This window comes from Janibacter indicus, assembly GCF_900176385.1.
Taxonomy (GTDB): Bacteria; Actinomycetota; Actinomycetes; order Actinomycetales; family Dermatophilaceae; genus Janibacter; species Janibacter indicus.
The window spans coordinates 111,773-136,581 of the sequence record NZ_FWXN01000001.1 but is presented as its reverse complement, the minus strand read 5'-3'; the positions used below and the strand labels follow the sequence as shown (position 1 = coordinate 136,581).

Here is a 24,809-nt window from a genome sequence, read left to right as displayed (position 1 = left end):
GCCCCCGTCACCGCAGGGGCTTGGTGCCGGTCACGCCGACGTTGTAGAAGAAGCGCTGCGGCACGACGCGGCCGAGGACTGCGTCGACCTTCATGAGGTTCTTCCACGTGCCGTAGGCGAACTTCGCCCACCCGAAGCCGAGGGCGTCCTCGGCCACGGCGTACTCGAAGGTGCGGATCGGCCACCCGGCGAACGCGGAGGTCAGCTCCTCCGTGGCCGTGCCGACGTGCTCGGCCCCGGCGTGGCGGGCCATCGCGGCCAACGCAGCGGGGTCGAAGGTGTGCAGATCGACGACGGCCTCGAGGGCGGCCGCCCGTGAGGACTCGTCGAGCTCGGCCTGCGCACGAGCCCACTTGCGGCGCAGGGGCGGCAGCTTGGTCACCCGCGTCGCCGTCTCCCACGTCGCCCGCGAGATGTGCCGCGCGTACCAGTGCCCGATCGTCGTCGGCTCACCGGCGATGACGAAGCGCCCGCCCGGCTTGAGGACGCGCACCACCTCGCGCAGCGCACCCTCGACGTCAGGGATGTGGTGGATCACGGCATGGCCGACGACGAGGTCGAAGGTGTCGTCGTCGTAGGGCAGCGACTCCGCGTCGGCGACCTGCCCCTCGATCTCGAAGCCGAGCCGCTGGGCATTGGCCTTGGCCGCCTCGACCATGCCCGGCGACAGGTCGGAGACGTGGACCTCGTCGACGAGGCCGGCGAGCTTGAGGTTGAGCGAGAAGAAGCCGGTGCCGGCGCCGAGCTCGAGCGTACGACCGAAGGGCAGCGACTCACCGGGGCGACGCGTCGACTCGAGCACGTGGAGGAAGCGGTCGCGCACGACGGAGGTGCAGCGGTCGTCGAAGCTGATCGACCACTTCTCGTCGTAGGTCTGCGCCTCCCAGTCGTGGTAGAGCACCTGGGCGAGCTTGTTGTCCGCCCAGGCCGCCTCGACCTGCTCCGCGCTCGCGGCGCCGGCCCCGCCCATCAGTTGCCCTCGAAGGTGGCCTTGCCGGGGCCGTTGTCGACGAAGCTGCGCATGCCGGACTTCTGGTCCTGCGTGGCGAAGAGCGCGGAGAAGAGCTGCGCCTCGATCTCCAGACCGGTGTCGAGGCTGGTCTCCAGCCCCTTGTCGACGGCCTCCTTGGCCGCGCGCAGGGCCTGCGTCGGCCCGGTGACGAAGGGGGTGACGAGCGCCTTGGCCGTGTCGAGGACCTCCGCAGCCGGCACGACCCGGTCGGCGAGACCGATCTCGAGGGCCTCGGTGGCGTCGACCATCCGGCCGCTGAAGATCAGCTCCTTGGCCTTGGCCGGGCCGACGAGTCGCGGCAGCCGCTGGGTGCCACCGGCGCCGGGGATGATGCCCAGGGTGATCTCGGGCAGGCCGAGCTTGGCGTTGTCGGCGACGACCCGGAAGTCGCAGCACAGCGCCGTCTCGAGGCCGCCACCGAGCGCGAAGCCGGTGATCGCGGCAACGGTCGGCTTCGGGATCGAGGCCAGGGCGCGGGAGAAGCGCTGGAGCAGACGCACGTGGGCGGCCATGTCCGTGTAGGACATCTCGGCCATCTCCTTGACGTCGGCGCCGGCGGCGAAGACGCGCTCGCCGCCCCAGACGATGACCGCCTTGACGTCGTCGCGGGTCGCGGCCTCGTCGGCGACGGCGACGAGCTGGCGCTGCATCTCGGCGTCGAGCGCGTTCATCTTCGGGCGGTCGAGGACGATCGTGCCGATGCCGTCGGCGACCTCGAGTCGGACGAGCTGGCTCATGCCTGCGGCTCCTGGCCCGGCTGGTCACCCTCGACGGCGTCCTCGAGCTCCTGGCCGGTGGCGCGCTGGTGCCACAGCTGGACGCCCTGCAGGACGAGCGGCAGGGCCAGGCCGAGCAGACCGCGCACGTCGGCGCCGCGCGGCAGGATGTGCTCGCTGGTCACGAGCAGGGTGTCGCCGGCGACGGCCGCCTTGACGAGGTTGAAGGCGACGTTGAGGTCGTTGCTGACCTGCAGGCGCTCCATCGGGTCGGTCGGCACCGGGTCCTCGAGGGCCCACTGGCCGAAGACGCGCAGCACGTTGGACTCGTCGTCCGCGGCGCGCACGAACATCTGCTGCTCGGAGAAGGTGAAGGCGACATCGCCCTCGTCGTCGATGCGCGGCTCGAGGCCGAGCTCGCGCAGGGCCTCCTCGATGCGGTCGCGCAGTGGGGCCTCGGGCTCGGGCTGGTCGCCATCGGGGGTCGGGGTGGTGCCGAAGTTGGGAAGGGCGGTGGGATCGCTCATGACCTCAACGTACCGACTGCTTACCCTGTGAGCCATGTCGACCACCACAGCCCAGCCGCTCCCCGACCGGCCCGCACCCGGCGTGCGTCCCGTCGACGGCGGCGTCACGGTGGCCGTGCCGGCGGCCTCCGCGAGCGCCGTCTGGCTGTGCCTCTTCGACGACGAAGGGGAGGAATCTCGCGTCTCCCTGCCCGCCGCCGGCGAGGGCTGGTGGGGCGGCTTCGTCCCCGACGTGCACCCCGGCGCCCGCTACGGGCTGCGGGTCGACGGCCCGTGGGACCCGGCCGCCGGCCACCGTCACAACCCCGCGAAGCTGCTCCTCGACCCGTGGGGCCGCGCCGTCGAGGGCCGCGTGACCTACGAGCCGGCCGTCTACGGGCACGCCGTCGACGAGTCCGGCGACGGTGACGTGACCGTCCGCTCGGAGTTGGACTCGGCCCCCTTCGTCCCGCGCAGCGTCGTGCTCGACACGACCTTCGACTGGGGCGACGACGCTCCCCCGGCCCACCCCCGGGACTCCCGAGTCGTCTACGAGGCGCACGTGCGCGAGGTGACCCGGCTGCTCGACGGCGTGCCCGAGCACCTGCGCGGCACCTATGCCGGCATGGCACACCCGGTGACCATCGAGCACCTGCAGCGGCTCGGCGTGACGACCGTGGAGCTGCTGCCGGTGCACGCCTTCGCCGACGAGCCGCACCTCGTCGACCTCGGCCTGACCAACCACTGGGGCTACAACACGCTGGGCTTCTTCGCCCCGCACGCGCCCTACGCGAGCGACGCCGACCCGCACGAGGTGCTGCGCGAGCTCAAGGGCATGGTCAAGCTGCTGCACGCCGCCGGCATCGAGGTGCTCCTCGACGTCGTCTACAACCACACCGCCGAGCAGAGCACCGGGGGCGCGACGCTGTCGTGGCGCGGCCTCGACGCCGCGACCTGGTACCGGCTCGACGAGCAGGGCCACGACGTCGACGTCACCGGCTGCGGCAACACGCTCGACCTCACCGAGCCGCTCGTGCTCGAGATGGTGCTCGACTCGCTGCGCTACTGGGTCGAGGAGGTCCACGTCGACGGCTTCCGCTACGACCTGGCCGTCGCGCTCGGCCGCGGTGACGACCTCGGCTACGACCCGGACCACCCCTTCTTCGTCGCGCTGCGCGAGGACCCGGTGCTCTCGCGGGTGCTGCACGTCGCCGAGCCCTGGGACCTCGGGCCCGACGGGTGGCGCACCGGGCAGTTCCCCCGCGCGTGGGCGGAGTGGAACGACCGCTTCCGCGACGCCACCCGCGACTTCTGGCTCGCCGACGCCGGTGCGCTCTCGCGCGGCGAGGTGAGCGGGCCGGGAGTGCGCGAGATCGCGACCCGGCTCGTCGGCAGCCGCGACCTCTTCGGCGAGCGCACTCCCCTGTCGTCGGTGGGCTTCGTCACCGCCCACGACGGCTTCACCATGGCCGACCTCGTCGCCTACGACACGAAGCACAATGAGGCCAACGGCGAGGACAACCGCGACGGCAACGACCACAACCGCTCGTGGAACCACGGAGCCGAGGGCCCCACCGACGACGCCGTCATCGCACTCGCCCGGCGCCGGTCGGTCCGCAACCTCCTCGGCACGCTGCTGCTGTCGGCCGGGGTACCGATGATCGCCAGCGGCGACGAGATCGGTCGCACCCACGACGGCAACAACAACCCCTACTGCCAGGACAACGAGATGACCTGGCTCGACTGGGACCTCGACGACGCGCGCCGCGACCTGCTCGCGAGCGCCGGGGCGCTCACCGCGCTGCGGCGCGAGGTACCGGTGCTGCGCGACCACGACGAGTCGGTCATCGGCTGGTACGACGAGACCGGCGCCCCGATGACCGACGAGACCTGGGCCCAGGACGAGCGGCGCACGCTCCAGCTGCACCTCGCCGGCGAGCCCGCGGCCCTGATCGTGGTGCACGGGGGCCTGGCCGAGGCTGCCGTCACGCTGCCGGAGGTCGGCCCCCTTCGCCTGAGGTGGGACAGCGCCTGGGAGCGCCCGCAGGCCGCCGACTCGGGCCCCGCCGACCGCGAGCAGACCCTCACCCCCCTCAGCCTGCGCCTCTACACGACCTGACCGCCGGGCCGAGAGCGCGAGTCGAGGTACCTGCGACCGGATAGCCGGACGCCACCACCTCCACCCGACGCGCGGCAGGAGCGGGCGAAGGGAGGGGTGGCCCGACTCATGGGAAAGTCCCGCCCAACCCGACGAGGTGAGCTGAATCCGTCAGGTGGCGGGACTTTTCCTTAGGGCCTCCCCTCCCTTCGCCCGCGACGCCAGAGGCACCCGCGACGGAGAGGGGACCACGCGGGCCCTTCGAGACGGCGCTGGCGCGCCTCCTCAGGGACCGGAGGGCTCAGGCGTTGGCCACGAGCCCCAGGCTCGCAGGGAAGGCCATGAGCTCGTGCCGGGGCAGCACCCGCACGGTCCAGCCGAACTGGCCGGTGCGCTCGATGGGGACCCGACCGGAGAACTTCGCCTTGCCGTCCTCGTAGACCTCGACGACGTCGAGCGAGGTGGCGTCCCAGTCGACGAGGTCGTCGGTGCCGAGCTCGACCCGACCGGCGACGACCTGGACGTCGACCTCGTGCGGCGCCAGGCCGTCGAGCGCGACGTAGGCGTCGACGGCCAGCGACTCCCCGACGAGCGGGCTGTCGGAGATGCCGGACCCCTCGACGTGGTCGACCCGCACCGCGGGCCAGCCGGCGCGGGCCCGGGCCTTGTAGTCGGCCAGCGCCCGCGCGCCGGCGTGGTCGTCGGCGTTGACCCGGGCGTTGTGCGCGGCGGCCGGGGCGTAGAGCCGCTCGGTGTAGTCGCGGACCATGCGGGTCGCGAGGACCTTGGGGCCGAGGGTCGTCAGGGTGTGCCGCAGCATCGACAGCCAGCGCTGCGGCAGGCCCTGCTCGTCGACGTCGTAGAAGCGCGGTGCGACCTGGGTCTCGATGAGGTCGTAGAGCGCGGCGGCCTCGATGTCGTCACGACGCGCCTCGTCGGCGACACCGTCGGCGGTGGGGATCGCCCAGCCGTTGTCGCCGTCGTACCACTCGTCCCACCAGCCGTCGAGGATCGACAGGTTGAGCCCGCCGTTGAGGGCGGCCTTCATGCCCGAGGTGCCGCACGCCTCGAAGGGGCGCAGCGGGTTGTTGAGCCACACGTCGCAGCCCGGGTAGAGCGTGCGGGCCATCGCGATGTCGTAGTTGGGCAGGAAGACGATGCGGTGGCGCACGTCGTGCTGGTCGGCAAAGCGCACCATCTGCTGGATCAGCTGCTTGCCGGTCTCGTCGGCGGGGTGCGACTTGCCGGCGATGACCAGCTGCACCGGCCGCTCGGGGTGGAGCAGCAGGGCCTTGAGCCGCTCGGGGTCGCGCAGCATGAGCGTCAGGCGCTTGTAGGTCGGCACCCGCCGGGCGAAGCCGATCGTCAGCACCTCGGGGTCGAGCACGGAGTCGGTCCAGCCGAGCTCGGCGTCGGTCGCGCCGCGCTTGGCCCAGCTGGAGCGCAGCCGGGCCCGGGCGTCCTCGACGAGCCGGGCGCGCATCTGCGCCTTGGCCGCCCAGATCGCCTCGCCGGGCACGTCCCCGATCTGCAACCACTGGTCACCGGCCTCGACGTCTCGACCCCCGAGGTGCTCGGCGGCGACGTCGAAGACCGCGTCGTCGACCCAGGTCGGCGCGTGCACGCCGTTGGTGATCGAGGTGATCGGCACCTCGGCGTCGTCGAAGCCCGGCCACAGCCCGTCGAACATCTCGCGCGAGACGTGGCCGTGCAGCTGGGAGACGCCATTGGCCCGCTCGGCCAGGCGCAGCCCCATGACCGCCATGTTGAAGATGCCCTCGGAGCCGCCCTCGTAGGTCTCGGCGCCGAGCGCGCGCAGCTTGTCGAGCGGCACGCCCGGCAGCTCCTGGGCGCCGCCGAAGTAGCGCTCGAGGAGCGCGACGTCGAAGCGGTCGATGCCGGCGGGCACCGGGGTGTGCGTCGTGAAGACGGTGCCGGCGCGGGCGGCCTCCATCGCCTCCTCGAAGCCCAGCCCGGCGCCCTGGGTGAACTCGCTGATCCGCTCGATGCCGAGGAAGCCGGCATGGCCCTCGTTGGTGTGGAAGACCTCGGGCGCGGGCGCACCGGTGAGCCGGGACCACAGGCGCAGCGCGCGCACGCCCCCGATGCCGAGGAGCATCTCCTGCTGCAGGCGCTGCTCGCCTCCGCCGCCGTAGAGCCGCTCGGTCACCGCACGCATCGCGTCGTCGTTGCCCGGCACGTCGGAGTCGAGCAGCAGCAGCGGCACCCGGCCCACCTGGGCACGCCAGACATGAGCGCGAAGGGAGGCGCCCCCCGGCATCGCGACGGTCACCACGCAGGGGGTGCCGTCGTCCTCGCGCAGCAGGTGCAGCGGCAGACCCTGGGGGTCGAGGACCGGGTAGGTCTCCTGCTGCCAGCCCGAGGCGTCGAGGCTCTGCTTGAAGTAGCCGGTCTTGTAGAACAGGCCCACGCCGACGATCGGCACGCCGAGGTCGGAGGCGGCCTTGAGGTGGTCGCCGGCGAGGATGCCGAGCCCGCCGGAGTACTGCGGCAGCACCTCGGTGATGCCGTACTCGGGGCTGAAGTAGGCGATCGAGGCGGGCAGGTCCCCCTTCGAGGCTCCCTTCGAGGCTCCTTCGTCGCTCCTCAGGGACCGGGAAGCCTCGTCCTGGTACCACCGTCGGGAGCCGAGGTAGGCGTCGAGGTCGGCCTTGGCGGCGTCGACCCGGGCGACGAAGTCGCCGTCACCAGCAAGCTCCTCGAGCTCGCTCGCGGAGAAGGCCGAGAGCAGTCGGACCGGGTCGTGGCGCACGTCCGCCCAGCGCTGGGGGTCGATGTCGGCGAAGAGCTCGCGCGTCGGCGTGTGCCAGCTCCAGCGCAGGTTCATCGCGAGGTCGCCGAGGGCGGCGACGGGCTCGGGGAGGGCGGTGCGGACACTGAAACGTCGGATGGCCTTCACCTCCCCCATCTTGGGGGATTCGACCCCGGCGCGCCAACCTCCGCCGGGCGGACCGCGGGTAACGTTGCGGGAGTGAGCACCGACTTCACCGTCGCCCCCGCCCCCGCGAGCACGGCCCCCGTGTCCGTGGCGCCGCAGCAGCCGCTCGGCCGCATCCCCGTCACGGGTGTGCGACCGGTGGTCGACCACGGCGCGCGCCCCGCGAAGTCCGTCGTCGGCGAGCCCTTCACCGTGAGCGCCGAGGTCTTCCGCGAGGGCCACGACGCGGTCGGCGCGACCCTCGTGCTCACCGACCCCGACGGCGCCGAGCGCCACCTCCCGATGACCTGCACCAACCCCGGTCTGAGCCTGTGGGAGGCCGAGGTCGTCGCCGACCGCGAGGGCCTGTGGCACTACCGCGTCGAGGGCTGGTCGCACCCGTGGGCGACGTGGGTGCACGACGCCGGCATCAAGATCCCGGCCGACATCGACGCCGACCTCATGCGTGAGGAGGGGGCGATCGTCCTCGACCGGGCGGCGGCGCAGACCTTCCGTGACGAAGGGGGGCGGACCTCCCTTCGTCAGGCGGCAGCGGTCCTGCGCGACCGCACCGGCCACCAGGCCACCGCGGCGCTGCACCTCGTGACGACCGGGCCCGCTGCCGCGGAGCTCGAGGCCCGCCCGCTGCGCGAGCTGGTCACCCCGAGCACGGACCTGCCGCTGCTCGTCGAGCGCGAGCTGGCGCTCTTCGGCTCGTGGTACGAGATCTTCCCGCGCAGCGAGGGCGCGCACTTCGACGAGACGACCGGGCGCTGGGTCACCGGCACCCTGCGCACCGCCGCCGGGCGACTGCCGGCGATCGCCGCCATGGGCTTCGACGTCGTCTACCTGACGCCGATCCACCCCATCGGCACGACGGCTCGCAAGGGACCCAACAACACCCTCGACGCCGGCCCCGACGACCCCGGCTCCCCCTATGCCATCGGCTCCCCCGACGGCGGCCACGACGCGATCCACCCCGAGCTGGGCACCTTCGAGGACTTCGACGCCTTCGTGGCCGACGCGACCCGGCTGGGCCTCGAGGTGGCGCTCGACCTGGCGCTGCAGTGCTCCCCCGACCACCCGTGGGTCACCGAGCACCCCGAGTGGTTCACCACGCGCGCCGACGGGACCATCGCCTACGCGGAGAACCCGCCGAAGAAGTACCAGGACATCTACCCGCTGAACTTCGACAACGACCCCGCCGGCATCTACGCCGAGGTGCGCCGGGTCGTGCAGGTGTGGATCGACCACGGGGTGAAGATCTTCCGCGTCGACAACCCGCACACCAAGCCGGTGGAGTTCTGGCAGTGGCTGATCGCCGATGTCGCGGTCGACCACCCCGACGTCATCTGGCTGTCCGAGGCCTTCACCAAGCCGGCGATGATGCACACCCTCGCCAAGGTGGGCTTCCAGCAGAGCTACACCTACTACGCCTGGCGCAACACCGCGGCCGAGCTCGTCGAGTACGGCACCGAGGTGAGCGGCGAGGCGGCGGCCTACATGCGGCCGAGCTTCTGGCCGACGACCCACGACATCCTCACCCCCTACCTGCAGTTCGGAGGCCGGGCCGCGTGGCAGGTTCGCGCCGCCCTCGCCGCGACGATGGTGCCGACGTGGGGCGTCTACGCCGGCTACGAGCTCATGGAGCACGTGGCCCGCCCCGGCGCCGAGGAGCAGATCGACAACGAGAAGTACGAGCTCAAGGACCGTCGCTGGGACGAGGTCGCCGAGCGCGGCGACTCGCTCATCGGCTGGCTGACGATGCTCAACCGCGCCCGTCGGCAGCACCCGAGCCTGCAGCTGCTCCGCAACCTGACCTTCCACCACGTCGACGACGAGAACCTCATCGCCTACTCCAAGTCACGCACCCTGCCCGACGGCACCGTCGACACCGTCGTCGTCGTCGCCAACCTCGACCCGCACACGACGCGTGAGTCGACGCTGCGGCTCGACCTGGGCGCCCTCGGCTTCGCGCCCGACGCGCGCTTCGAGGTCGAGGACCACGTGACCGGCGCCCGCTGGGAGTGGGGCCAGGCCACCTATGTGCGCCTCGGCCCCGACGCCGAGCCGGTCCACATCGTCTCGGTGCGCCGCTGATGGCGACCGTCCACGAGGCACAGCTGACCCCCTCGAAGCTCGATCTGGTCGCCGACTGGATCGGCGACCAGCGGTGGTACGGCGGCCCCCTGCGCCCGCGCCTGCGCCGGCTCGACTCGTGGCGACTCGACGACCCCGAGGGCGAGGTGGGCATCGAGACCCTCGTGCTGCTCGACGAGTCGACACCGACGCCGGTCGTCTACCAGGTACCGCTCACCTACCGGGGCGCGCCGCTGCCCGGCGCCGAAGCCGCGCTCGTCGGCGAGATGGAGCACTCGGTCCTCGGCCACCGGTGGGTCTACGACGCCCCGCACGACCCGGTCTACGTCACCCAGCTGCTCGCCCTGCTGCGGCGACGCGTCGAGGCCCAGGCCGGGTCGGTCTCCGACACCGTCGACCCGGACATCGTCGGGGCTCCGCACCCGGCGTGGTCGCACGACCCGGTCGTCGCCTCGAGCCGGGTCCTCACGGGCGAGCAGTCCAACACCTCGATCATCATCGAGACCGCCGCCGAGACCGGGGCGCCGGTGATCCTCAAGGTCTTCCGCACCCTCTCGCCGGGAGAGAACCCCGACATCACCCTCCAGGGCGCGCTCGCGGCGTCCCACTCCCCCTTCGTCCCGGCCAGCGTCGGCCACGTCGCCGGCGCCTGGCAACGTCCCGAGGGCGACGGCGAGCGCGAGATGGGCCAGCTCGCCTTCGCCCAGGAGTACCTCGAGGGCACGACCGACGCGTGGCGCGTCTGCCTGCGGCTGGCGGCCGAGGGCACCGACTTCACCGAGCGGGCCCGCGAGCTCGGCCGGGTCACCGCGCAGGTGCACTCGACCCTGGCCCGAGCCCTGCCCACGGCCGCCCCGACGGCCGACGACATCGTGCGCCGGGTGGCGGCGATGCGGCGGCGCGCGGCGATGGCCATGAGCGAGGTCCCAGGGCTGGCGGCCCACTCCGCCGCTCTCGACACCGTGTGGAGCGCGGCCGAGCAGGCGAGCTGGCCTGCGCTGCAACGCATCCACGGTGACCTGCACCTGGGCCAGGTGCTCGACGTCCCCGACCGGGGCTGGGTCCTCATCGACTTCGAGGGTGAGCCCCTGCGACCTCTGGCCGAGCGCAACGACCTCGACTCCCCCCTTCGCGACGTCGCCGGCGTGCTGCGCTCCCTCGACTACGTCGCCGGCACCGTCGCCCGCGCCGAGCCGACCACCGACGTGCGCCGCTGGTGCACCGACGCCCAGACCGCCTTCCTCGACGGCTACGCCGACGTCGGTGTCGACCCGCGCTCGCACGGGCCGCTGTTCACCGCCTTCGTCCTCGACAAGGCGCTCTACGAGGTGGTCTACGAGGCCCGCAACCGGCCGACCTGGCTGGGCCTGCCGACCGACGCGATCGACCGACTGCTCCAGGAGGCACGCTCGTGACACCCGTCCCCGACTCCGCCCTGCCCGGCGCCCTGTGGGCCGTGACCCACGGACGCAGCAGCCAACCCCACGACGTCCTGGGCCAGCACCTCGAGCCGAGCGGGCTGCGCGTGCGGGTGCGTCGCCCGCTGGCCACCCGGGTGCGGGTGCGCTTCGAGGACGACGTCGTCATCGACCTCGCGCACGAGAGCGACGGCATCTTCTCCGGCGTGCGGCCGGACGCCACGCGCACCATGGACTACCGGGTCCTCACGACCTGGCAGGACGGCATCGAGCACGTCGGCGACGACGCCTACCGCTTCGTCCCCACCCTCGGGGAGGTCGACCTGCACCTCATCGGCGAGGGCCGCCACGAGCAGCTGTGGACCGTGCTCGGGGCGCGGCCGCGCCGATACGACGGCCCGATGGGTGAGGTCACCGGCGTGGCCTTCGCGGTGTGGGCGCCCCGGGCCAAGGCCGTGCACGTCATCGGCGACTTCAACGGCTGGGACGAGCGCACCCACCCGATGCGGCTGCTCGGCGAGTCGGGCGTGTGGGAGCTCTTCGTCCCCGACGTCCCCGTCGGCAGCATCTACAAGTTCGCCGTGCGCGGCGCCGACGACGTGCTGCGCCACAAGGCCGACCCCATGGCACGCCTGGCCGAGACGGCTCCCGCGACCGGCTCGGTCGTCACCGACAGCACCTACACGTGGCGTGACGACACCTGGCTGGAGCAGCGGGCCGCGACCGACCCGCACACCGGTCGGATGAGCATCTACGAGGTGCACCTCGGCTCGTGGCGGCAGGGGCTGAGCTATCGCGACCTCGCCCGCGAGCTCGTCGCCCACGTGCGCGACCACGGCTTCTCCCACGTCGAGCTCATGCCGGTCATGGACCACCCCTATCCCCCGTCGTGGGGCTACCACGTGACGAGCTACTTCGCGCCCAACTCGCGCTTCGGCACACCCGACGACTTCCGCCACCTCGTCGACGAGCTGCACCGCGCCGGCATCGGGGTCATCCTCGACTGGGTGCCCGGGCACTTCGCGACCGACGAGTGGGCGCTCGTGCGCTTCGACGGCCTGCCGCTCTACGAGCACCCCGACCCGCGGCGCGGGTGGCAGCCCGACTGGGGCAGCTATGTCTTCGACTTCGGGCGCCCCGAGGTGCGCAACTTCCTCGTCGCCAATGCCCTCTACTGGCTCGAGGAGTTCCACATCGACGGCCTGCGGGTCGACGGCGTCGCCTCGATGCTCTACCTCGACTACTCCCGCAGCGACGGCGAGTGGGTGCCCAACGTCCACGGCGGCCGGGAGAATCTCGAGGCCGTCGCGCTCCTGCAGGAGGTCAACGCCACCGCCTACCGACGCTCGCCGGGCATCGTCACCGTCGCCGAGGAGTCGACCGCGTGGCCGGGCGTCACCCGTCCGACGAGCGAGGGCGGGCTGGGCTTCGGCCTGAAGTGGAACATGGGCTGGATGAACGACGTCCTGCGCTACCTCGCGGAGGACCCGATCAACCGCGAGCACCACCACCGACTGCTGACCTTCGCGATGATGTACGCCTACGCCGAGCACTACCTGCTGCCGATCAGCCACGACGAGGTCGTCCACGGCAAGGGCTCGATGCCCTACAAGATCCCCGGCGGCGACCCCGAGCGCTTCGCGACGCTGCGCGCCTTCTACGCCTACCAGTGGGCCTTCCCGGGCAAGCAGCTGGTCTTCATGGGCACCGAGTTCGCCCAGACGAGCGAGTGGTCGGAGAGCCGCTCCCTCGACTGGCACCTGCTCGACCACGCCGACCACCGGCGGGTCGCCGAGCTCGTCGCCGACCTCAACTCCTTCGCCACGTCGCACCCGGCCCTGTGGGCGCTCGACGAGCAGCCGGCGGGCTTCCAGTGGCTCGACGCCGACGACGAGCAGGGCAACACAGTCTCCTTCCTCCGCTTCGGCGACGCGCAACGCCACGACGACGTCGTGGCGGTCGTCGTCAACTTCGGTGGGGTAGCGCGGACCCCCCTTCGCATCGGTGTGCCGAAGGGGGGTCGCTGGGAGGTCGCGCTCGACACCTCGGGCTACGACGGGGCGGGCTCAGCGAGCCAGGCCGGTGTCGTGCTCACCGCCGACGAGCAGCCCTGGCAGGGCCAGCCGTGGTCGGTCGAGGTGTCGGTGGCCGCGCTCGGCGCGCTCTACCTCACGCCGGCGCGCTGACGGGCTCGGGTCAGGCCGGGCGCAGCGTGCCGTAGGTCCGCGAGCCGGACCACATCTTGTGCTTGCTGACCATGCGGCCGGAGGACGGGGCGTCGACGATGTAGCCGTTGCCGACGTAGACGCCGACGTGGTAGCTGCCGTAGAAGACGAGGTCGCCGGCGCGCAGCCACGTGCGGTGGATCTTGCGCACGGCCGACTTCTGCTGGACCGCGGTGCGCGGCAGGCTCACGCCCTGCTTCTTGAAGACGGTCTGGACGAAGCCGGAGCAGTCGGCGCCGGTCCACAGCGAGGTGCCGCCATAGCGGTAGGGCGTCTTGTTGACGCGCGCGGAGGCGAGCTTGGTCGCCTGCCAGCGGTCGCTGGAGTTGGCGGTGACGCGGGAGGTGGTGCCGGTCGAGGCCGCCTCGGCCGTCTGCGGGGCCGCGGTCTCGACGGCGATGCCGCCGGTGGCGGCGACCGCGACGGCGGCCAGGGCGGTGGTGGTCTTGGGCAGGATGTGGCGCACGATCAGGACTTCCGGTCGGAGCAGGGGCGCACAGATGGATCACGGAGAGGTCAAGTCGAGATCACGGGCGGCGTGTCACCATGCGTCGAGGGCCGCACTCCCTCGCGGCGAGTGCGGCCCTCGTGGGTCCGGCGCGATGTCGCCTAGAAGAGCGCGCTCATCAGCGTCGTGCGGCCCTTGCGCACGCGCTCGTCATGGTTGCCGACGACGGCGAAGAGATCGAGCAGGTGGGTCTTGACCCGGTCGCGCTCCTCGCCCGCGGTGACCCGGACGAGGTCGATGAGCCGGGTGAAGGCGTCCTCGACATGGCCACCGAGGACGTCGAGGTCGGCGACGACGAGCGCGGCGTCGACGTCGCTCGGGTCGCCCGCCGCGGCTGCCCGGGCGGCCTGGAGGTCGACCCCCTGGGTGCGCTTCATCAGGCCGACCTGGGCCAGCCCGAGCTGGGCGTCGGTGTCCTTGGGGTCGGCGGCGATCGCCTTGTCGTAGGCCGCGGCCGCGGCGTCGAGGTCACCACGCTCGATGGCGTCGTAGGCCTCCTGGTGCAGCGGCGGCAGCTCCTCCTCGGCCCCCTCGGGCACCTGGTCGGCGCTGACCCGCCCGGTGATGCCGTGCTGGACGGCGACCTGCAGCAGCTGGTCGAGGACCTGACGGAACTGCTCGCGGTCGACGAGCCCGCTGAAGAGCGGGACCGGTTGGCCGCCGACGAGCCCGAGGGCGAGCGGCACCTCGGGCGGCTGGATCGCCTGGGCGATCTGCGGGTTGGTCGCGATGTCGATGCTCACGACCTGCAGGCGCCCCTCGAGGCCGGTGGCGATGTCGAGGGCGTCGCGCAGCAGCGCCTGGCTCTCGGGGTGCTGCGAGGACCAGACGACGGCCACGGACGGGACGACACCGGAGCGGCTGACCACCTGGTTGAAGGTCGCATCGGTCGCCTCGACGAGCAGCGCGTCGAGCGACCCACCGGCCGCAGGTGCGGGCGCACCACCGGGCGACCCGCCTGGCGCACCAGGGGCTGCCGGAGCGGCGGGGCCGGCAGCGCCGGTCTGCGTCGGGCCGGCGGGCGCACCCGCGGGGGTCGAGGGGCGGGCGGGGCCGCCGAGGCCGGAGAGATCGACGGCGCCGCGGAGGGCTCGGGTCGGGTCGTTCATGACCTCATTGTCCCCCACCCGCGGGGCCGCCGGTCACCCGGGATCAGCTGCCCGCAGCCGACTCCACGACCTCGCTCGCGCCGACGACGCGGGCCTTGCCCTCGGCGGGCGTGACGAGCGCGAGCGTCTCGGCGTGCTTGACCGACAGCGCCCGCTTGACCGTGGAGGCGTCGAGCACGCGCCTGAGCGCCTGCTGCTCGATCTTCAGCTCCTTGAGCTTGTCAGTCGCCCGGATCGTGTCCGTCCGGGTCATCGGCACGAAGGTGATCGCCCCGCCGTCGGCGAGCTCGAAGCTCACCGTCTCGCCGTCGGCGATCGCCTGGCGCTGGGTGTAGTCGGCGAGGTCGCCGAGGTCCTTGTTGGTCGCCCTCGCGTTCTTCTTCAGCGCGCTGGAGAAGCCGTCGGCGACGGACACGTCCTGCGGCGCCTTCTTCGGCGCGGGGAAGGCCACGGCCTTGCCCCACGACGTGGCCGCGGTCGCCACGTCCTGGCTGGGCGCGGAGGAGAGCTTGACGGGTGCGCCCTCGTCGACGGCCGGCAGTGCCGGCACGCTGGCCCCGGCTGCCATGGGCACGTCGGCGAAGAGGGTGTACGGCCGGTCGGCCTTCTCGGCCACGAGCACGTGCAGGTACTGGACGTCGCCGGTGCGCGAGGTCGCCAGGACGGCGCGGGGCCAGTCGGTGCCACGGCTCACGGCAAGCACCTCGAGGCCCTCGGTCTTGGCCGAGGTGCGGCCCGCCGAGTCCTTGCTCACCGCGGCCGCCTCGATCTCGCGCAGGGCCGGGCCGGAGAGGATCTTGCGGCGGGCGGCGGAGTCGGCCTTGGCCCGGCTGACCTCGGCGGCGTCACCGACGACGCGCTCGACGACCTTGGTCGCGGTGCCGGAGGTGACCGACGCACCGCCGGACTGCTCGGCGGGAGCGTCGTGGATGCCGGCGATCGAGGAGCCGAGGCCGCAGCCCCCGAGGGCGAGCGGCAGGGCCACCACGGTCATGACGAAGGGAGTACGACGGCGGCTCATGCGGAGCCCTCCTCGGTGGTCGGGCGGGCGGACCGGCGCAGCCCCCGCAGGCGCCCGGTGGAGCGAAGCAGCAGCGCCAGGCCGGCGAGCAGCAGCAGGATCCCGACGACGAGGGTGACGAGCGCGGTCGTGCCCCACGAGCCGTCGACGACGGTCATCTCGACGGACTCGATCTCGGCGCCCTCGGGCGCGGCGACCACGAGGGTCTGCGGCGCGTCCGCCTGCTCGATGGTGCGGCTGACCTCATCGGTGCCGGTCGCGCTCTCCTGCCACACGTCGAGGCTGCCGGGGTCGACGGACTGACCCTTGCCCTCGTCGGTGGACGTCAGGGCCCAGTCGGAGACGTCGACGCCGGCGACGTGCACGCGGGCACCGTCACCGACGAGTGCCTCGACGTCGGAGGGACGGGCCGTGCCCGACCACAGCTCTCCGGAGCCGGTCGCGGTGACCTCGACGGGGTGGTCGACGCGGTTGAGCACGTCGGGCTCGAGGACGACGACGCGCTGGCCGGGCTCGGCGGTGAAGGTGGCGGTGCCGGAGGTACCGAGGTTGGCGAGGAACCAACCGCCGACGACCGCGGCGACGAGGCCGACGACGGCCAGGAGGGCGCCGGCCACGCGCGGGATGAGCGTGCTCACATCGGGGACTTTCCGTGGGACATCAGTGGGTGCCCGCCGACGTGGCGGACGGTCCACCATCCCAAAGACCCCCGAAGGTCACAAAATCGTCACGAAGTGCCGGGGTCGTCGAGCAGGCCCCGGACCCGCTCGACCTTGGCGCTCATCTGCCCGGTGCGACCGGCCCGGATGTCGGCCTTCATGACGAGTCCGACGCGGTCGCCGTAGGGCTCCATGGCGTCGACGCACTGCTTGACGACGGCCATCACCTCGTCCCACTCCCCTTCGACCGTCGTGAACATCGACCCGAGGTCGTGGGGCAGGCCGCTGTCGCGGACGATGCGCAGCGCCGCGGCCACGGCCTCGGCGTAGGAGCCGCTGTCGTCAGGCGACGACGGCGCGATGCTGAAGGCGAGCAGCACGGGGTCCTCCGGTCACTTGGTCATCCTGATCCGGCCGTCGATCCGGGTCAGCTCGTAGGTGTGGGTCTCGACGCTCTTGGGCCGACCCTTGGGGTTGTAGGTGAGCTTGACGCTCACCGTGGAGGCCTCCTCGTCGACCGAGATGTCCTCGGTCTGGACGGAGGCGATGCCCTCCCAGAACTCGTCGTAGCCCGCACGATCGGTCTGGCGAGCGGGCGCGAGCATGTCCCAGGCGGCATCGCGGTCGGAGGTGACGGTCGCGAAGTACTCCTCGACGAAGCTGCGCCCCTCCTCCTCGGTGATCGGCGCGTCGTCGGAGGACTCCTGCGAGGTCTCGTCGGACGACTCCGAGGACTCCTCGGTCGTGGGCTCCTGCGTCGGCTCGGCGGTCTCGGTCTCGGTCGTGGTCTCGGTGAGCGTCTCGGGCTCGCTGGAGGTCGGGGTCGTCGAGCTCGACTCGCCGGCTCCGGGGTCGTCGCCGCGGGTTGCGGCGAAGGCGATCGCGGCGACTGCGAACGCGATGATCCCGGCGACGAGCAGCGCCCAGAGCAGGCCATTGCCCTTGCGCGGCGCGGGCGCACTCCACTGCCGGTCGAAGGGGGCCCCCACACCTCCCGCAGCGCCGGCCGCGGGTGCCACGGTCGTGCGGGCGGCCGCCGGTGAGGTGCCGGCGGTGCCGCCGGCCGCGATGCTCTCGAGCCGGCGCAGGACCTGCGCCATCGTGCCGCGGCGGCCCGGGTCTCGCGAGAGCATGTCGGCGAGCACCGGCTCGAGCGGACCGGCTCGCTCGGGGCGGCGCGGCGGGTGCGCGGAGATGCTGCGCAGAGTGGCCAGGGCATTGCCCTGCGAAGGGTAGGCGTCCTGGCCCTCGACGGCGAAGTAGATCGTCGCGCCGAGCGCCCAGACGTCTGCTGCCTCGCCACCCTCGTCGCCCACGGCGACCTCGGGGGCCATGTAGCTCGGGGTGCCGGTCACCAGGCCGGTCTGGGTCAGCTGGTCGTCGGTGCCGGCGCGGGCGATGCCGAAGTCGCCCAGCTTGGGTCGCCCGCCGCCGATGAGGACATTGGCCGGCTTGACGTCGCGGTGCACGATGCCGGCCCGGTGGGCGGCGGCGAGCGCGCCGGCGAGCTGCGCGCCGAGGTCCGCGGCCCCCTTCGGCGTCATCGGTCCGCGCTCGCGGATCGCGGAGGAGAGCGTCGGGCCGGCGACGTACTCCATGACGAGCCAGGGTGTGCCCGCGTGCTCGGTGACGTCGTAGACGGCGACGACGTTCGGGTGGTTGAGGGCCGCCGCCGCCCTCGCCTCGCGCATCGCGCGACGGGTCTCCCCTTCGCTCTCGCCGGGGAAGTCGCCGATCTGCTTGAGGGCGACCTGACGCCCCAGGACCGTGTCGCGGGCCAGCCACACGGTGCCCATGCCCCCGCGGCCGATCGGGCGCAGGCGCTCGTAGCGGCCACCGATCAGCTCGGGCGTCGTGTCGTCAGTCATGTCCGGGCCAGCGTAGATGCTCGGGCTGGGCTACCGGCACGTAGACTGGCGCGCACGGGCACTCGCCCGGTCCAGACGCCACGTTTTCCAGGGGGATCCACCCATGTCGTACCCAGCCCCGCCGCCGCCCGGTGGCGCCGGTCCCAACCCCTACCAGGCCCCGGCGGGCGCCGGCTTCGGTGCCGCTCCGCAGAAGAAGGACAACACCCTGTGGTGGATCCTCGGCATCATCGCCGCGGTCATCATCCTGTGCTGCTGCGCCGTCGGCGGGTTCTTCGTCTTCGCGGTCAACGAGGCCGATGACCAGATCTCGAGCTACACCTCCTCGGCCAACTCGTCCAAGGACGCCGACGCAGCCGGCGCGACGACGATCAGCGAGGGCGGCTCGGCCAATGTCAGCGGCGCCGCGATCCAGTCCGGCTGGAGCGTCATCGGTGACGACATCTCGGGTCTGACCGTCCGCAACGACAGCGGGTCCAGCGAGTCCTTCTACCTGACCTTCTACTTCATGAAGGACGGCAGCGTCATCGACGACGTCACCTGCAACACCGACTACCTCGATGCCGGCAGCTCCGACTACAACCCCACCTGCATCGGCGCCATCTCGGACATCGGCGGCTTCGACGAGATCCGGGTCTCCGAGGGCCTCTGACCCACGCCCCCGGCACGACCGAGGCCGACCGCACAATCCCGTGCGGTCGGCCTTCGTCGTGCAGCCTGCCTGCCCCCACTGCGCCGTCACTCCACCCCTGACTCCGCATTGCCCTACGGCAATGCAGCATCCCGGTGGCCGGACTCTGCATTGCCCTACGGCAATGCCCTCTGACCCTGCATTGCCGTAGGGCAATGCAGAGTCAGGAGGACAGGTCGAGCGTCTCGAGCAGCTCGTCGACCGCGGCGAAGGGGTCGCGGCCACCGTCCACGACCTGCTCGGCGAGCCGCTCGAGCAGACCGCCGGACCCGAGGTCGCCCATGCGGGCCCGCAGCCGGGCGATGGCCAGGGCGGTGATCTCGTCGCGCGCACGGGCGGTTCGGCGACGCCGCAGGGCGCCGCTGGCGGCGAGGTGCTGCAGGTGGTCGGTCACGGCGGCGGCGATGTCGTCGACCCCCTCGCCGTTCATCGCCGAGGCGCGCACGACCCGACGGCGCCAGCCGCCCGGGGCGGTGCCCTCGCCGAGCTGGATCATGTGCCGCAGGTCGCGCACGGTCGCGTCGGCACCCTCGCGGTCGGCCTTGTTGACGACGAAGACGTCGCCGATCTCGAGGATCCCGGCCTTGGCCGCCTGGATCCCGTCACCCATCCCCGGCGCGAGGAGCACGAGAGTGGTGTCGGCGGCGCCGGCGATCTCGACCTCAGACTGGCCGACACCCACGGTCTCGACGAGCACCGTGTCGAAGCCCGCCGCGTCGAGCACACGCACGGCCTGCGGCGTCGAGACGGACAGGCCGCCGAGGTGGCCGCGACTGGCGAGCGAGCGGATCCACACGTCGGGGTCACCGGCCGACTCGGTCATCCGGATCCGGTCGCCGAGCAGCGCCCCACCACTGAAGGGCGACGAGGGGTCGACGGCCAGGACCGCGACCCGCTGCCCGCGGGCCCGAAGCTCGCGGACCAGGGCATTGGTCGTCGTCGACTTGCCGACGCCGGGAGCGCCGGTGATGCCGACGACGTGCGCCCGACCCGTGTGCGGCGCGAGCAGGCGCATGACCTCTGGCAGGGCGGGGTGCTGGTCGTCGACGAGCGAGATGAGTCGCCCGACGGCGCGCGACGTCCCCGCCCTGGCCTCCTCGACCAGGACGGGGACGTCGACCGTGCGGCTCAAGCTCAGGCGCTCGGCGCGCGGATGATCAGCGCGTCACCCTGACCGCCACCACCGCATAGGGCGGCGGCACCGACGCCGCCACCGCGGCGCTTCAGCTCGTGGGCGAGGGCGAGGGTGATGCGGGCACCGGACATGCCGAGCGGGTGCCCCATGGCGATGGCGCCACCGTTGGGGTTGACCTGCTCGTCGGCCAGACCCAGCTGCTTGGCCGAGGCCAGGCCGACGGCCGCGAAGGCCTCGTTGATCTCGACGACGTCGAGGTCGGAGACGGCGATGCCCTCCTTGGCCACGGCGGCCTCGATGGCATTGGCCGGCTGCGCCTGCAGGGTCGAGTCCGGGCCGGCGACGACGCCGTGGGCGCCGATCTCGGCGAGCCAGGTCAGCCCGAGCTCCTCGGCCTTGGCCTTGCTCATGACGACGACCGCGGCGGCACCGTCGGAGATCTGCGAGGCGGAGCCGGCGGTGATGGTGCCGTCCTTGGCGAAGGCCGGACGCAGCTTGCCCAGCGACTCGGCGGTGGTGTCGCCACGCACGCCCTCGTCGGTGTCGAAGACGACCGGGTCGCCCTTGCGCTGCGGGATCTCGACCGGGACGACCTCGTCGGCGAACTTGCCGTCGGCCCAGGCCTGGGCGGCCTTCTGGTGGCTCGCGGCGGCGAAGGCGTCCTGCTCCTCGCGGGAGAAGGCGGAGTCCTCGGCGTTCTTGCCCTCGGTGAGCGCGCCCATCGCCTGGTCGGTGATGACGTCGTGCAGGCCGTCGTAGGCCATCGAGTCCTTGAGCTTGGTGTCGCCGTACTTGATGCCCTCGCGGCTCTTGGGCAGCAGGTGCGGGGCGTTGGTCATCGACTCCTGGCCCCCGGCGACGACGATGTCGAACTCGCCGGCGCGGATGAGCTGGTCGGCGAGCGCGATCGCGTCGATGCCCGAGAGGCAGACCTTGTTGACGGTGAGGGCCGGGACGTCCTTGGGGATGCCGCCCTTGATCGCCGCCTGGCGGGCCGGGATCTGGCCCTCGCCCGCGGTGAGCACCTGGCCCATGATCACGTAGTCGACGTCCTCGCCCTTGACGCCGGCCTTGTCGAGCGCGCCCTTGATGGCGAAGCCACCGAGGTCGCTGCCGGAGAAGCCCTTGAGGGAGCCGCTCATGCGGCCCATCGGGGTGCGGGCCCCGGCGACGATGACGGACACGGGACGATCGGACATCTGGATGCCTCCAACAACGGTGTGTGGTCTCGCGGCACCGGTCCCGGCGCCACGGCTTGCGCTCACCCTAGCGACGAGGACGAAGGGAGGGCAGCCCTGCCCGGGTGGGGCACGACACATGACCGGTCATTCGACGAAGCCGCGCCGCACCGCCTCGATCCCCGCCTCGACGCGGCTCTGGGCCCCAGCTCGTCCATCGTCGCGGCGACGAGTCGACGCATCGTGCGGGTGGAGACCCCGAGGCGACGGGCGACCGCCTCGTCCTTCATGCCGCGGGCGAGGAGGGCGACGACCTGTCGGACCCGCTCGGTGGAGACGTGTCGAAGACGAGGCAGACCTGGGTCGCGGCCTTGGGCAGGCGCAGCTGGTGCCCGAGGGACTGCAGCTGTCCGAGGTAGTCGTCCCAGTGCGCCGGTCCGAGCGAGGCGGGCGTGATGATCATCCGGCAGTCGAGGCCGCGCCCGGCGATGTCCCGGTCACTGATCAGTGCGGACTCGATCTGCTCGACGGTCAGTGCCTCACCCGGGCCATCGCCGGACTGGGGCTGGCGCTCACCGCCGCGCCGGCCGCGGCCGTCACGAGCGACACCACCACGACCCATCAGGTCACCGCCGGATCGCCGGACCGCCCGATCACCACCGGCTGGCCCGGTGGCGACGAGGAGCGCGTCCGCTCCTGACCGCCCCGCGCGGGTGGGACAGGCCACAGCCGAAGGGGGGCGCGCCGCCCCCCTTCGGCTCTCTAGGCTGCCGACATGACCGATCTCTTCACCGCCATCGACCACGTGGGCGTCGCCGTCCCCGACCTCGACGAGGCCATCGCCTTCTACCGCGACTCCTACGGCATGGAGCTCGCCCACGAGGAGGTCAACGAGGAGCAGGGCGTGCGCGAGGCGATGATGCGCGTCGGCGCCTCGGGCTCGTGCATCCAACTGCTGGCGCCGCTCTCCCCCGAGTCGACGATCGCGAAGTTCCTCGACCGCAACGGCCAGGGCATCCAGCAGCTCGCCTACCGCGTCGAGGACATCGACGCCGTGTGCGCAACCCTGCGCGAGCGCGGCCTGCGCCTGCTCTACGACACCCCCAAGCGCGGCACGAGCAAGTCCCGGGTCAACTTCATCCACCCCAAGGACGCGCGCGGCATCCTCGTCGAGCTCGTCGAGCCGGCCGCCGACGCCGCCCACTGACGTCGACGCCGCGACGAGACACCGGGGACGAAGGGGGCATGGCACCGGACGAACCGGTGCCACGCCCCCTTCGTCGTGCCGTGGTCAGCGACGCTTGATCGACGAGGCCTGGTCGTCCATCGTCGAGCCGACGTTGCCGTAGGTCCACGGGTGTGCGTAGCGCGTCGTGCCGTTGTAGTTGGTGTAGTTGTGGAAGCTCCAGTTGCGACCGGTGCGGTTGCGGTAGCTGCTGATCTTGTTGTTCATCCCGCGCGGGCCCACACTGTCGGCGAGGTTGACGTCGCCGTACTTGAAGACCGCTCGGGTGCCGGTGCCGTTCTTGCCGGTCCACACGCACAGGCGGTAGGCCGGGCAGGACCACGCAGCCGAGGTGGCCTGGGTCCCCGAGGTCCCGGCCGTCGCCGTGTTGGCCGTCGGCGCCGCCTGGGCGCTCAGGCCGCTGCCGAGGAGGGCGGCGGTCGACGCCGCGACCGCCAGGACTCGCATGGTGCTCTTCATGGTGTTCCCCTTGTGTCCGGTCACCGGCCCTGCGCCGGCAACTGCCTCATTCCTAGTGCGCCGCAGGGCTCGTCGGCAGGGGTCGGCGCCGGTCCGGGAGTGCCATGACACGGCCGGGCCACCGCCCGTGCCGAGGCTGTGAGAGGGAGGTCACGGCCGCACGTCCGTCTCCAGCGCGGTGGACGGGACACGATGGGTACGGATGCTGTCCGCCAGGTGGGCAGGCATCACCCCTGCCGTGTGAACTCAGTCATGAGTCGGCCCCCCTCGGCTCCGTGACGACCTAGGTTGCACGCAGACGCATCACCCCGACATCCCCGACGAGGCCGAGGAGCCCCCTTCAATGGCAATCGACCAGATCCGCGACGCGATCCTCTCCGGTGACCGCAGCGAAGAGACCTACGCCAACCTCCCCCTGCCGGACACCTACCGCGCGACGACCGTCCACAAGGACGAGGTCGAGATGTTCAAGGGTCTGCAGAGCCGCGACAAGGACCCGCGCAAGTCGCTGCACATCGACGACGTGCCGATCCCCGAGCTCGCCCCCGACGAGGCGCTCGTCGCCGTCATGGCCAGCGCGATCAACTTCAACACCGTGTGGACCTCGATCTTCGAGCCGGTCTCGACCTTCGGCTTCCTCGAGCGCTACGGCCGGCTCAACAAGTACTCCAAGCGTCACGACCTGCCGTACCACATCGTCGGCTCCGACCTCTCCGGCGTCGTCCTGCGCACCGGCGGCCACGTCTCGAAGTGGAAGCCCGGCCAGGAGGTCGTCGCCCACTGCCTGTCCGTCGAGCTCGAGGACGCCGACGGCCACGACGACACGATGATGGACCCGCAGCAGCGCATCTGGGGCTTCGAGACCAACTTCGGTGGCCTCGCCGAGCTGGCCATCGTCAAGGCCAACCAGCTCATGCCCAAGCCGGCACACCTCACCTGGGAGGAGTCCGCCTCCCCCGGTCTGGTCAACTCCACCGCCTACCGCCAGCTGATCTCCAAGAACGGCGCCTCGCTCAAGCTCGGCGACCGCGTGCTCATCTGGGGCGCCTCGGGTGGCCTCGGTTCCTACGCCACGCAGATGGCCCTGGCGGCCGGCGCGACCCCGATCTGCGTCGTCTCCTCCCCCGAGAAGGCCCAGATCTGCCGCGACATGGGCGCCGAGCTGATCATCGACCGCAACGCCGAGGGCTACAAGTTCTGGAACGACGACAACACCGAGCAGAACCCCAAGGAGTGGCAGCGCCTCGGCAAGAAGATCCGTGAGCTCACGGGTGGCCACGACGTCGACGTCGTCTTCGAGCACCCCGGCCGCGAGACCTTCGGCGCCTCGGTCTACGTCACCCGCAAGGGCGGCAAGATCGTCACCTGCGCGTCGACCTCGGGCTACATGCACGAGTACGACAACCGCTACCTGTGGATGAACCTCAAGAGCATCATCTCCAGCCACTTCGCCAACTACCGCGAGTCGTGGGAGGCCAACGAGCTGATCAACCGCGGTCTCGTCCACCCGACCCTCAGCAAGACCTACAAGCTCGAGGAGGTCGGCCAGGCGACCCTCGACGTGCACCACAACAAGCACCAGGGCAAGGTCGGCGTCCTCGCCCTTGCCCCCGAGCCGGGCCTGGGTGTCACCGACACCGAGAAGCGCGCGAAGTTCGAGAAGCAGATCAACCGCTTCCAGGCGGTCTGACCGCACCAGCACCACACGAAGGGGGCTGCACCGGATCACCGGTGCGGCCCCCTTCGTCATGTGTGGAGCCTGCGGACGAAGGGGGCGTGCTCGGCGTCGTTGGTGTCACCTGGTGGCGTTGTGGTCACCCGGCTGACGCGAGAGGGGCAACCAGGTGACACCAATGCCACCGGGCTCGGTTGAGATGGCCCGCAGCGAAGGGAGCGGACGGCGAGGAGGGTCGGCGCAGCGT

Annotated in this window: 22 protein-coding genes; 7 read left to right on the top strand and 15 right to left on the bottom strand. The window is 71.9% G+C overall.

Features of this window, described 5'->3' with window-relative positions:
* Positions 1-7 precede the first annotated feature (7 nt).
* The 3 genes from B9B60_RS00605 to B9B60_RS00595 are packed head-to-tail and all read right to left on the bottom strand — an operon-like array spanning position 8 to position 2,255.
* Positions 8-970: a class I SAM-dependent methyltransferase gene (locus B9B60_RS00605; RefSeq protein ID WP_084449395.1), complete on the bottom strand. Its 963-nt coding sequence runs from the start codon at positions 968-970 to the stop codon at positions 8-10.
* On the bottom strand, positions 970-1,749 hold the full coding sequence (locus B9B60_RS00600; protein WP_084449394.1) for an enoyl-CoA hydratase/isomerase family protein: 780 nt from the start codon (positions 1,747-1,749) through the stop codon (positions 970-972). Before B9B60_RS00600 ends, B9B60_RS00605 begins: the two co-directional genes overlap by 1 nt.
* On the bottom strand, positions 1,746-2,255 hold the full coding sequence (locus tag B9B60_RS00595; RefSeq protein WP_084449393.1) for a T3SS (YopN, CesT) and YbjN peptide-binding chaperone 1: 510 nt from the start codon (positions 2,253-2,255) through the stop codon (positions 1,746-1,748). The genes B9B60_RS00600 and B9B60_RS00595 overlap by 4 nt, the downstream gene beginning before the upstream one ends.
* A 34-nt stretch (positions 2,256-2,289) precedes the next feature.
* Here B9B60_RS00595 and glgX point away from each other — a divergent pair, with 34 nt between their 5' ends.
* Positions 2,290-4,353 (top strand): glycogen debranching protein GlgX, encoded by a 2,064-nt coding sequence (glgX, locus tag B9B60_RS00590; protein WP_084449392.1) that lies wholly within the window; start codon positions 2,290-2,292, stop codon positions 4,351-4,353.
* A 280-nt stretch (positions 4,354-4,633) separates the two neighbouring features.
* Here the strand turns inward: glgX and glgP are convergent, their stop codons facing one another.
* Positions 4,634-7,252, bottom strand: coding sequence for an alpha-glucan family phosphorylase (gene glgP / locus B9B60_RS00585; protein ID WP_084449586.1), 2,619 nt, complete (start codon positions 7,250-7,252; stop codon positions 4,634-4,636).
* 72 nt (positions 7,253-7,324) lie between these two features.
* Here glgP and B9B60_RS00580 point away from each other — a divergent pair, with 72 nt between their 5' ends.
* Genes B9B60_RS00580 through glgB form a run of 3 tightly spaced genes read left to right on the top strand, consistent with a single transcriptional unit; the run spans position 7,325 to position 12,974 of the window.
* Entirely contained in the window at positions 7,325-9,370 is a 2,046-nt protein-coding gene (locus B9B60_RS00580; protein WP_084449391.1) for an alpha-1,4-glucan--maltose-1-phosphate maltosyltransferase, read from the top strand.
* Positions 9,370-10,785 (top strand): maltokinase N-terminal cap-like domain-containing protein, encoded by a 1,416-nt coding sequence (locus tag B9B60_RS00575; protein ID WP_084449390.1) that lies wholly within the window; start codon positions 9,370-9,372, stop codon positions 10,783-10,785. The genes B9B60_RS00580 and B9B60_RS00575 overlap by 1 nt, the downstream gene beginning before the upstream one ends.
* Positions 10,782-12,974: a 1,4-alpha-glucan branching protein GlgB gene (gene glgB, locus B9B60_RS00570; RefSeq protein ID WP_084449389.1), complete on the top strand. Its 2,193-nt coding sequence runs from the start codon at positions 10,782-10,784 to the stop codon at positions 12,972-12,974. Before B9B60_RS00575 ends, glgB begins: the two co-directional genes overlap by 4 nt.
* Positions 12,975-12,984: 10 nt before the next feature.
* Here the strand turns inward: glgB and B9B60_RS00565 are convergent, their stop codons facing one another.
* The 6 genes from B9B60_RS00565 to B9B60_RS00540 all read right to left on the bottom strand — a co-directional run bounded on the left by B9B60_RS00565 (position 12,985) and on the right by B9B60_RS00540 (position 18,178).
* Positions 12,985-13,479 carry a C40 family peptidase gene (locus B9B60_RS00565; protein WP_084449388.1) on the bottom strand — a complete coding sequence of 165 codons (495 nt, stop codon included), beginning with the start codon at positions 13,477-13,479 and terminating at the stop codon, positions 12,985-12,987.
* 143 nt (positions 13,480-13,622) lie between these two features.
* Positions 13,623-14,630 carry a co-chaperone YbbN gene (locus tag B9B60_RS00560; protein ID WP_084449387.1) on the bottom strand — a complete coding sequence of 336 codons (1,008 nt, stop codon included), beginning with the start codon at positions 14,628-14,630 and terminating at the stop codon, positions 13,623-13,625.
* 43 nt (positions 14,631-14,673) lie between these two features.
* The gene (locus tag B9B60_RS00555) at positions 14,674-15,651 is read right to left on the bottom strand and encodes a hypothetical protein (RefSeq protein WP_143445373.1); all 978 of its coding nucleotides are present in this window, start codon (positions 15,649-15,651) and stop codon (positions 14,674-14,676) included.
* Positions 15,648-16,289, bottom strand: coding sequence for a hypothetical protein (locus B9B60_RS00550; protein WP_084449385.1), 642 nt, complete (start codon positions 16,287-16,289; stop codon positions 15,648-15,650). The genes B9B60_RS00555 and B9B60_RS00550 overlap by 4 nt, the downstream gene beginning before the upstream one ends.
* A gap of 89 nt (positions 16,290-16,378) precedes the next feature.
* Positions 16,379-16,690 carry a thiamine-binding protein gene (locus tag B9B60_RS00545; protein ID WP_084449384.1) on the bottom strand — a complete coding sequence of 104 codons (312 nt, stop codon included), beginning with the start codon at positions 16,688-16,690 and terminating at the stop codon, positions 16,379-16,381.
* A gap of 12 nt (positions 16,691-16,702) precedes the next feature.
* Positions 16,703-18,178: a serine/threonine-protein kinase gene (locus tag B9B60_RS00540; RefSeq protein ID WP_084449383.1), complete on the bottom strand. Its 1,476-nt coding sequence runs from the start codon at positions 18,176-18,178 to the stop codon at positions 16,703-16,705.
* 103 nt (positions 18,179-18,281) lie between these two features.
* On the opposite strand from B9B60_RS00540, the gene B9B60_RS00535 reads away from it, so the two are divergent.
* Entirely contained in the window at positions 18,282-18,830 is a 549-nt protein-coding gene (locus tag B9B60_RS00535; protein ID WP_084449382.1) for a hypothetical protein, read from the top strand.
* A gap of 202 nt (positions 18,831-19,032) precedes the next feature.
* Here the strand turns inward: B9B60_RS00535 and meaB are convergent, their stop codons facing one another.
* The 4 genes from meaB to B9B60_RS17375 all read right to left on the bottom strand — a co-directional run bounded on the left by meaB (position 19,033) and on the right by B9B60_RS17375 (position 21,804).
* On the bottom strand, positions 19,033-20,001 hold the full coding sequence (gene meaB / locus B9B60_RS00530; RefSeq protein ID WP_084449381.1) for a methylmalonyl Co-A mutase-associated GTPase MeaB: 969 nt from the start codon (positions 19,999-20,001) through the stop codon (positions 19,033-19,035).
* A gap of 2 nt (positions 20,002-20,003) precedes the next feature.
* Positions 20,004-21,203: an acetyl-CoA C-acetyltransferase gene (locus B9B60_RS00525; protein ID WP_084449380.1), complete on the bottom strand. Its 1,200-nt coding sequence runs from the start codon at positions 21,201-21,203 to the stop codon at positions 20,004-20,006.
* A gap of 62 nt (positions 21,204-21,265) precedes the next feature.
* Complete coding sequence (locus tag B9B60_RS17820; protein WP_407656433.1) at positions 21,266-21,472, bottom strand: hypothetical protein; 207 nt, start codon at positions 21,470-21,472, stop codon at positions 21,266-21,268.
* A complete protein-coding gene (locus B9B60_RS17375) occupies positions 21,469-21,804 on the bottom strand; it encodes a hypothetical protein (RefSeq protein WP_084449379.1) in 336 nt (111 codons plus the stop codon). The genes B9B60_RS17820 and B9B60_RS17375 overlap by 4 nt, the downstream gene beginning before the upstream one ends.
* Before the next feature lie 153 nt (positions 21,805-21,957).
* Here B9B60_RS17375 and mce point away from each other — a divergent pair, with 153 nt between their 5' ends.
* On the top strand, positions 21,958-22,389 hold the full coding sequence (gene mce, locus B9B60_RS00515) for a methylmalonyl-CoA epimerase (protein WP_084449378.1): 432 nt from the start codon (positions 21,958-21,960) through the stop codon (positions 22,387-22,389).
* Positions 22,390-22,473: 84 nt separating this feature from the next.
* Here mce and B9B60_RS00510 read toward each other — a convergent pair whose 3' ends face one another.
* Positions 22,474-22,887: a peptidase inhibitor family I36 protein gene (locus B9B60_RS00510; RefSeq protein ID WP_143445372.1), complete on the bottom strand. Its 414-nt coding sequence runs from the start codon at positions 22,885-22,887 to the stop codon at positions 22,474-22,476.
* A 349-nt stretch (positions 22,888-23,236) separates the two neighbouring features.
* Here B9B60_RS00510 and ccrA point away from each other — a divergent pair, with 349 nt between their 5' ends.
* The gene (gene ccrA / locus B9B60_RS00505) at positions 23,237-24,577 is read left to right on the top strand and encodes a crotonyl-CoA carboxylase/reductase (protein WP_084449585.1); all 1,341 of its coding nucleotides are present in this window, start codon (positions 23,237-23,239) and stop codon (positions 24,575-24,577) included.
* Positions 24,578-24,809: the final 232 nt, after the last annotated feature.

Bases quoted from the DNA above. Each gene is read 5' to 3' on its own strand.
- B9B60_RS17375 (WP_084449379.1), bottom strand. From the start codon at position 21,804: ATGGGTCGTGGTGGTGTCGCTCGTGACGGCCGCGGCCGGCGCGGCGGT.
- B9B60_RS00510 (WP_143445372.1), bottom strand. From the start codon at position 22,887: ATGAAGAGCACCATGCGAGTCCTGGCGGTCGCGGCGTCGACCGCCGCC.
- B9B60_RS00540 (WP_084449383.1), bottom strand. From the start codon at position 18,178: ATGACTGACGACACGACGCCCGAGCTGATCGGTGGCCGCTACGAGCGC.
- B9B60_RS00560 (WP_084449387.1), bottom strand. From the start codon at position 14,630: ATGAACGACCCGACCCGAGCCCTCCGCGGCGCCGTCGATCTCTCCGGC.
- B9B60_RS00535 (WP_084449382.1), top strand. From the start codon at position 18,282: ATGTCGTACCCAGCCCCGCCGCCGCCCGGTGGCGCCGGTCCCAACCCC.
- glgX (WP_084449392.1), top strand. From the start codon at position 2,290: ATGTCGACCACCACAGCCCAGCCGCTCCCCGACCGGCCCGCACCCGGC.
- B9B60_RS00595 (WP_084449393.1), bottom strand. From the start codon at position 2,255: ATGAGCGATCCCACCGCCCTTCCCAACTTCGGCACCACCCCGACCCCC.
- B9B60_RS00525 (WP_084449380.1), bottom strand. From the start codon at position 21,203: ATGTCCGATCGTCCCGTGTCCGTCATCGTCGCCGGGGCCCGCACCCCG.
- mce (WP_084449378.1), top strand. From the start codon at position 21,958: ATGACCGATCTCTTCACCGCCATCGACCACGTGGGCGTCGCCGTCCCC.
- B9B60_RS00575 (WP_084449390.1), top strand. From the start codon at position 9,370: ATGGCGACCGTCCACGAGGCACAGCTGACCCCCTCGAAGCTCGATCTG.
- B9B60_RS00600 (WP_084449394.1), bottom strand. From the start codon at position 1,749: ATGAGCCAGCTCGTCCGACTCGAGGTCGCCGACGGCATCGGCACGATC.
- B9B60_RS17820 (WP_407656433.1), bottom strand. From the start codon at position 21,472: ATGAAGGACGAGGCGGTCGCCCGTCGCCTCGGGGTCTCCACCCGCACG.
- B9B60_RS00555 (WP_143445373.1), bottom strand. From the start codon at position 15,651: ATGAGCCGCCGTCGTACTCCCTTCGTCATGACCGTGGTGGCCCTGCCG.
- B9B60_RS00605 (WP_084449395.1), bottom strand. From the start codon at position 970: ATGGGCGGGGCCGGCGCCGCGAGCGCGGAGCAGGTCGAGGCGGCCTGG.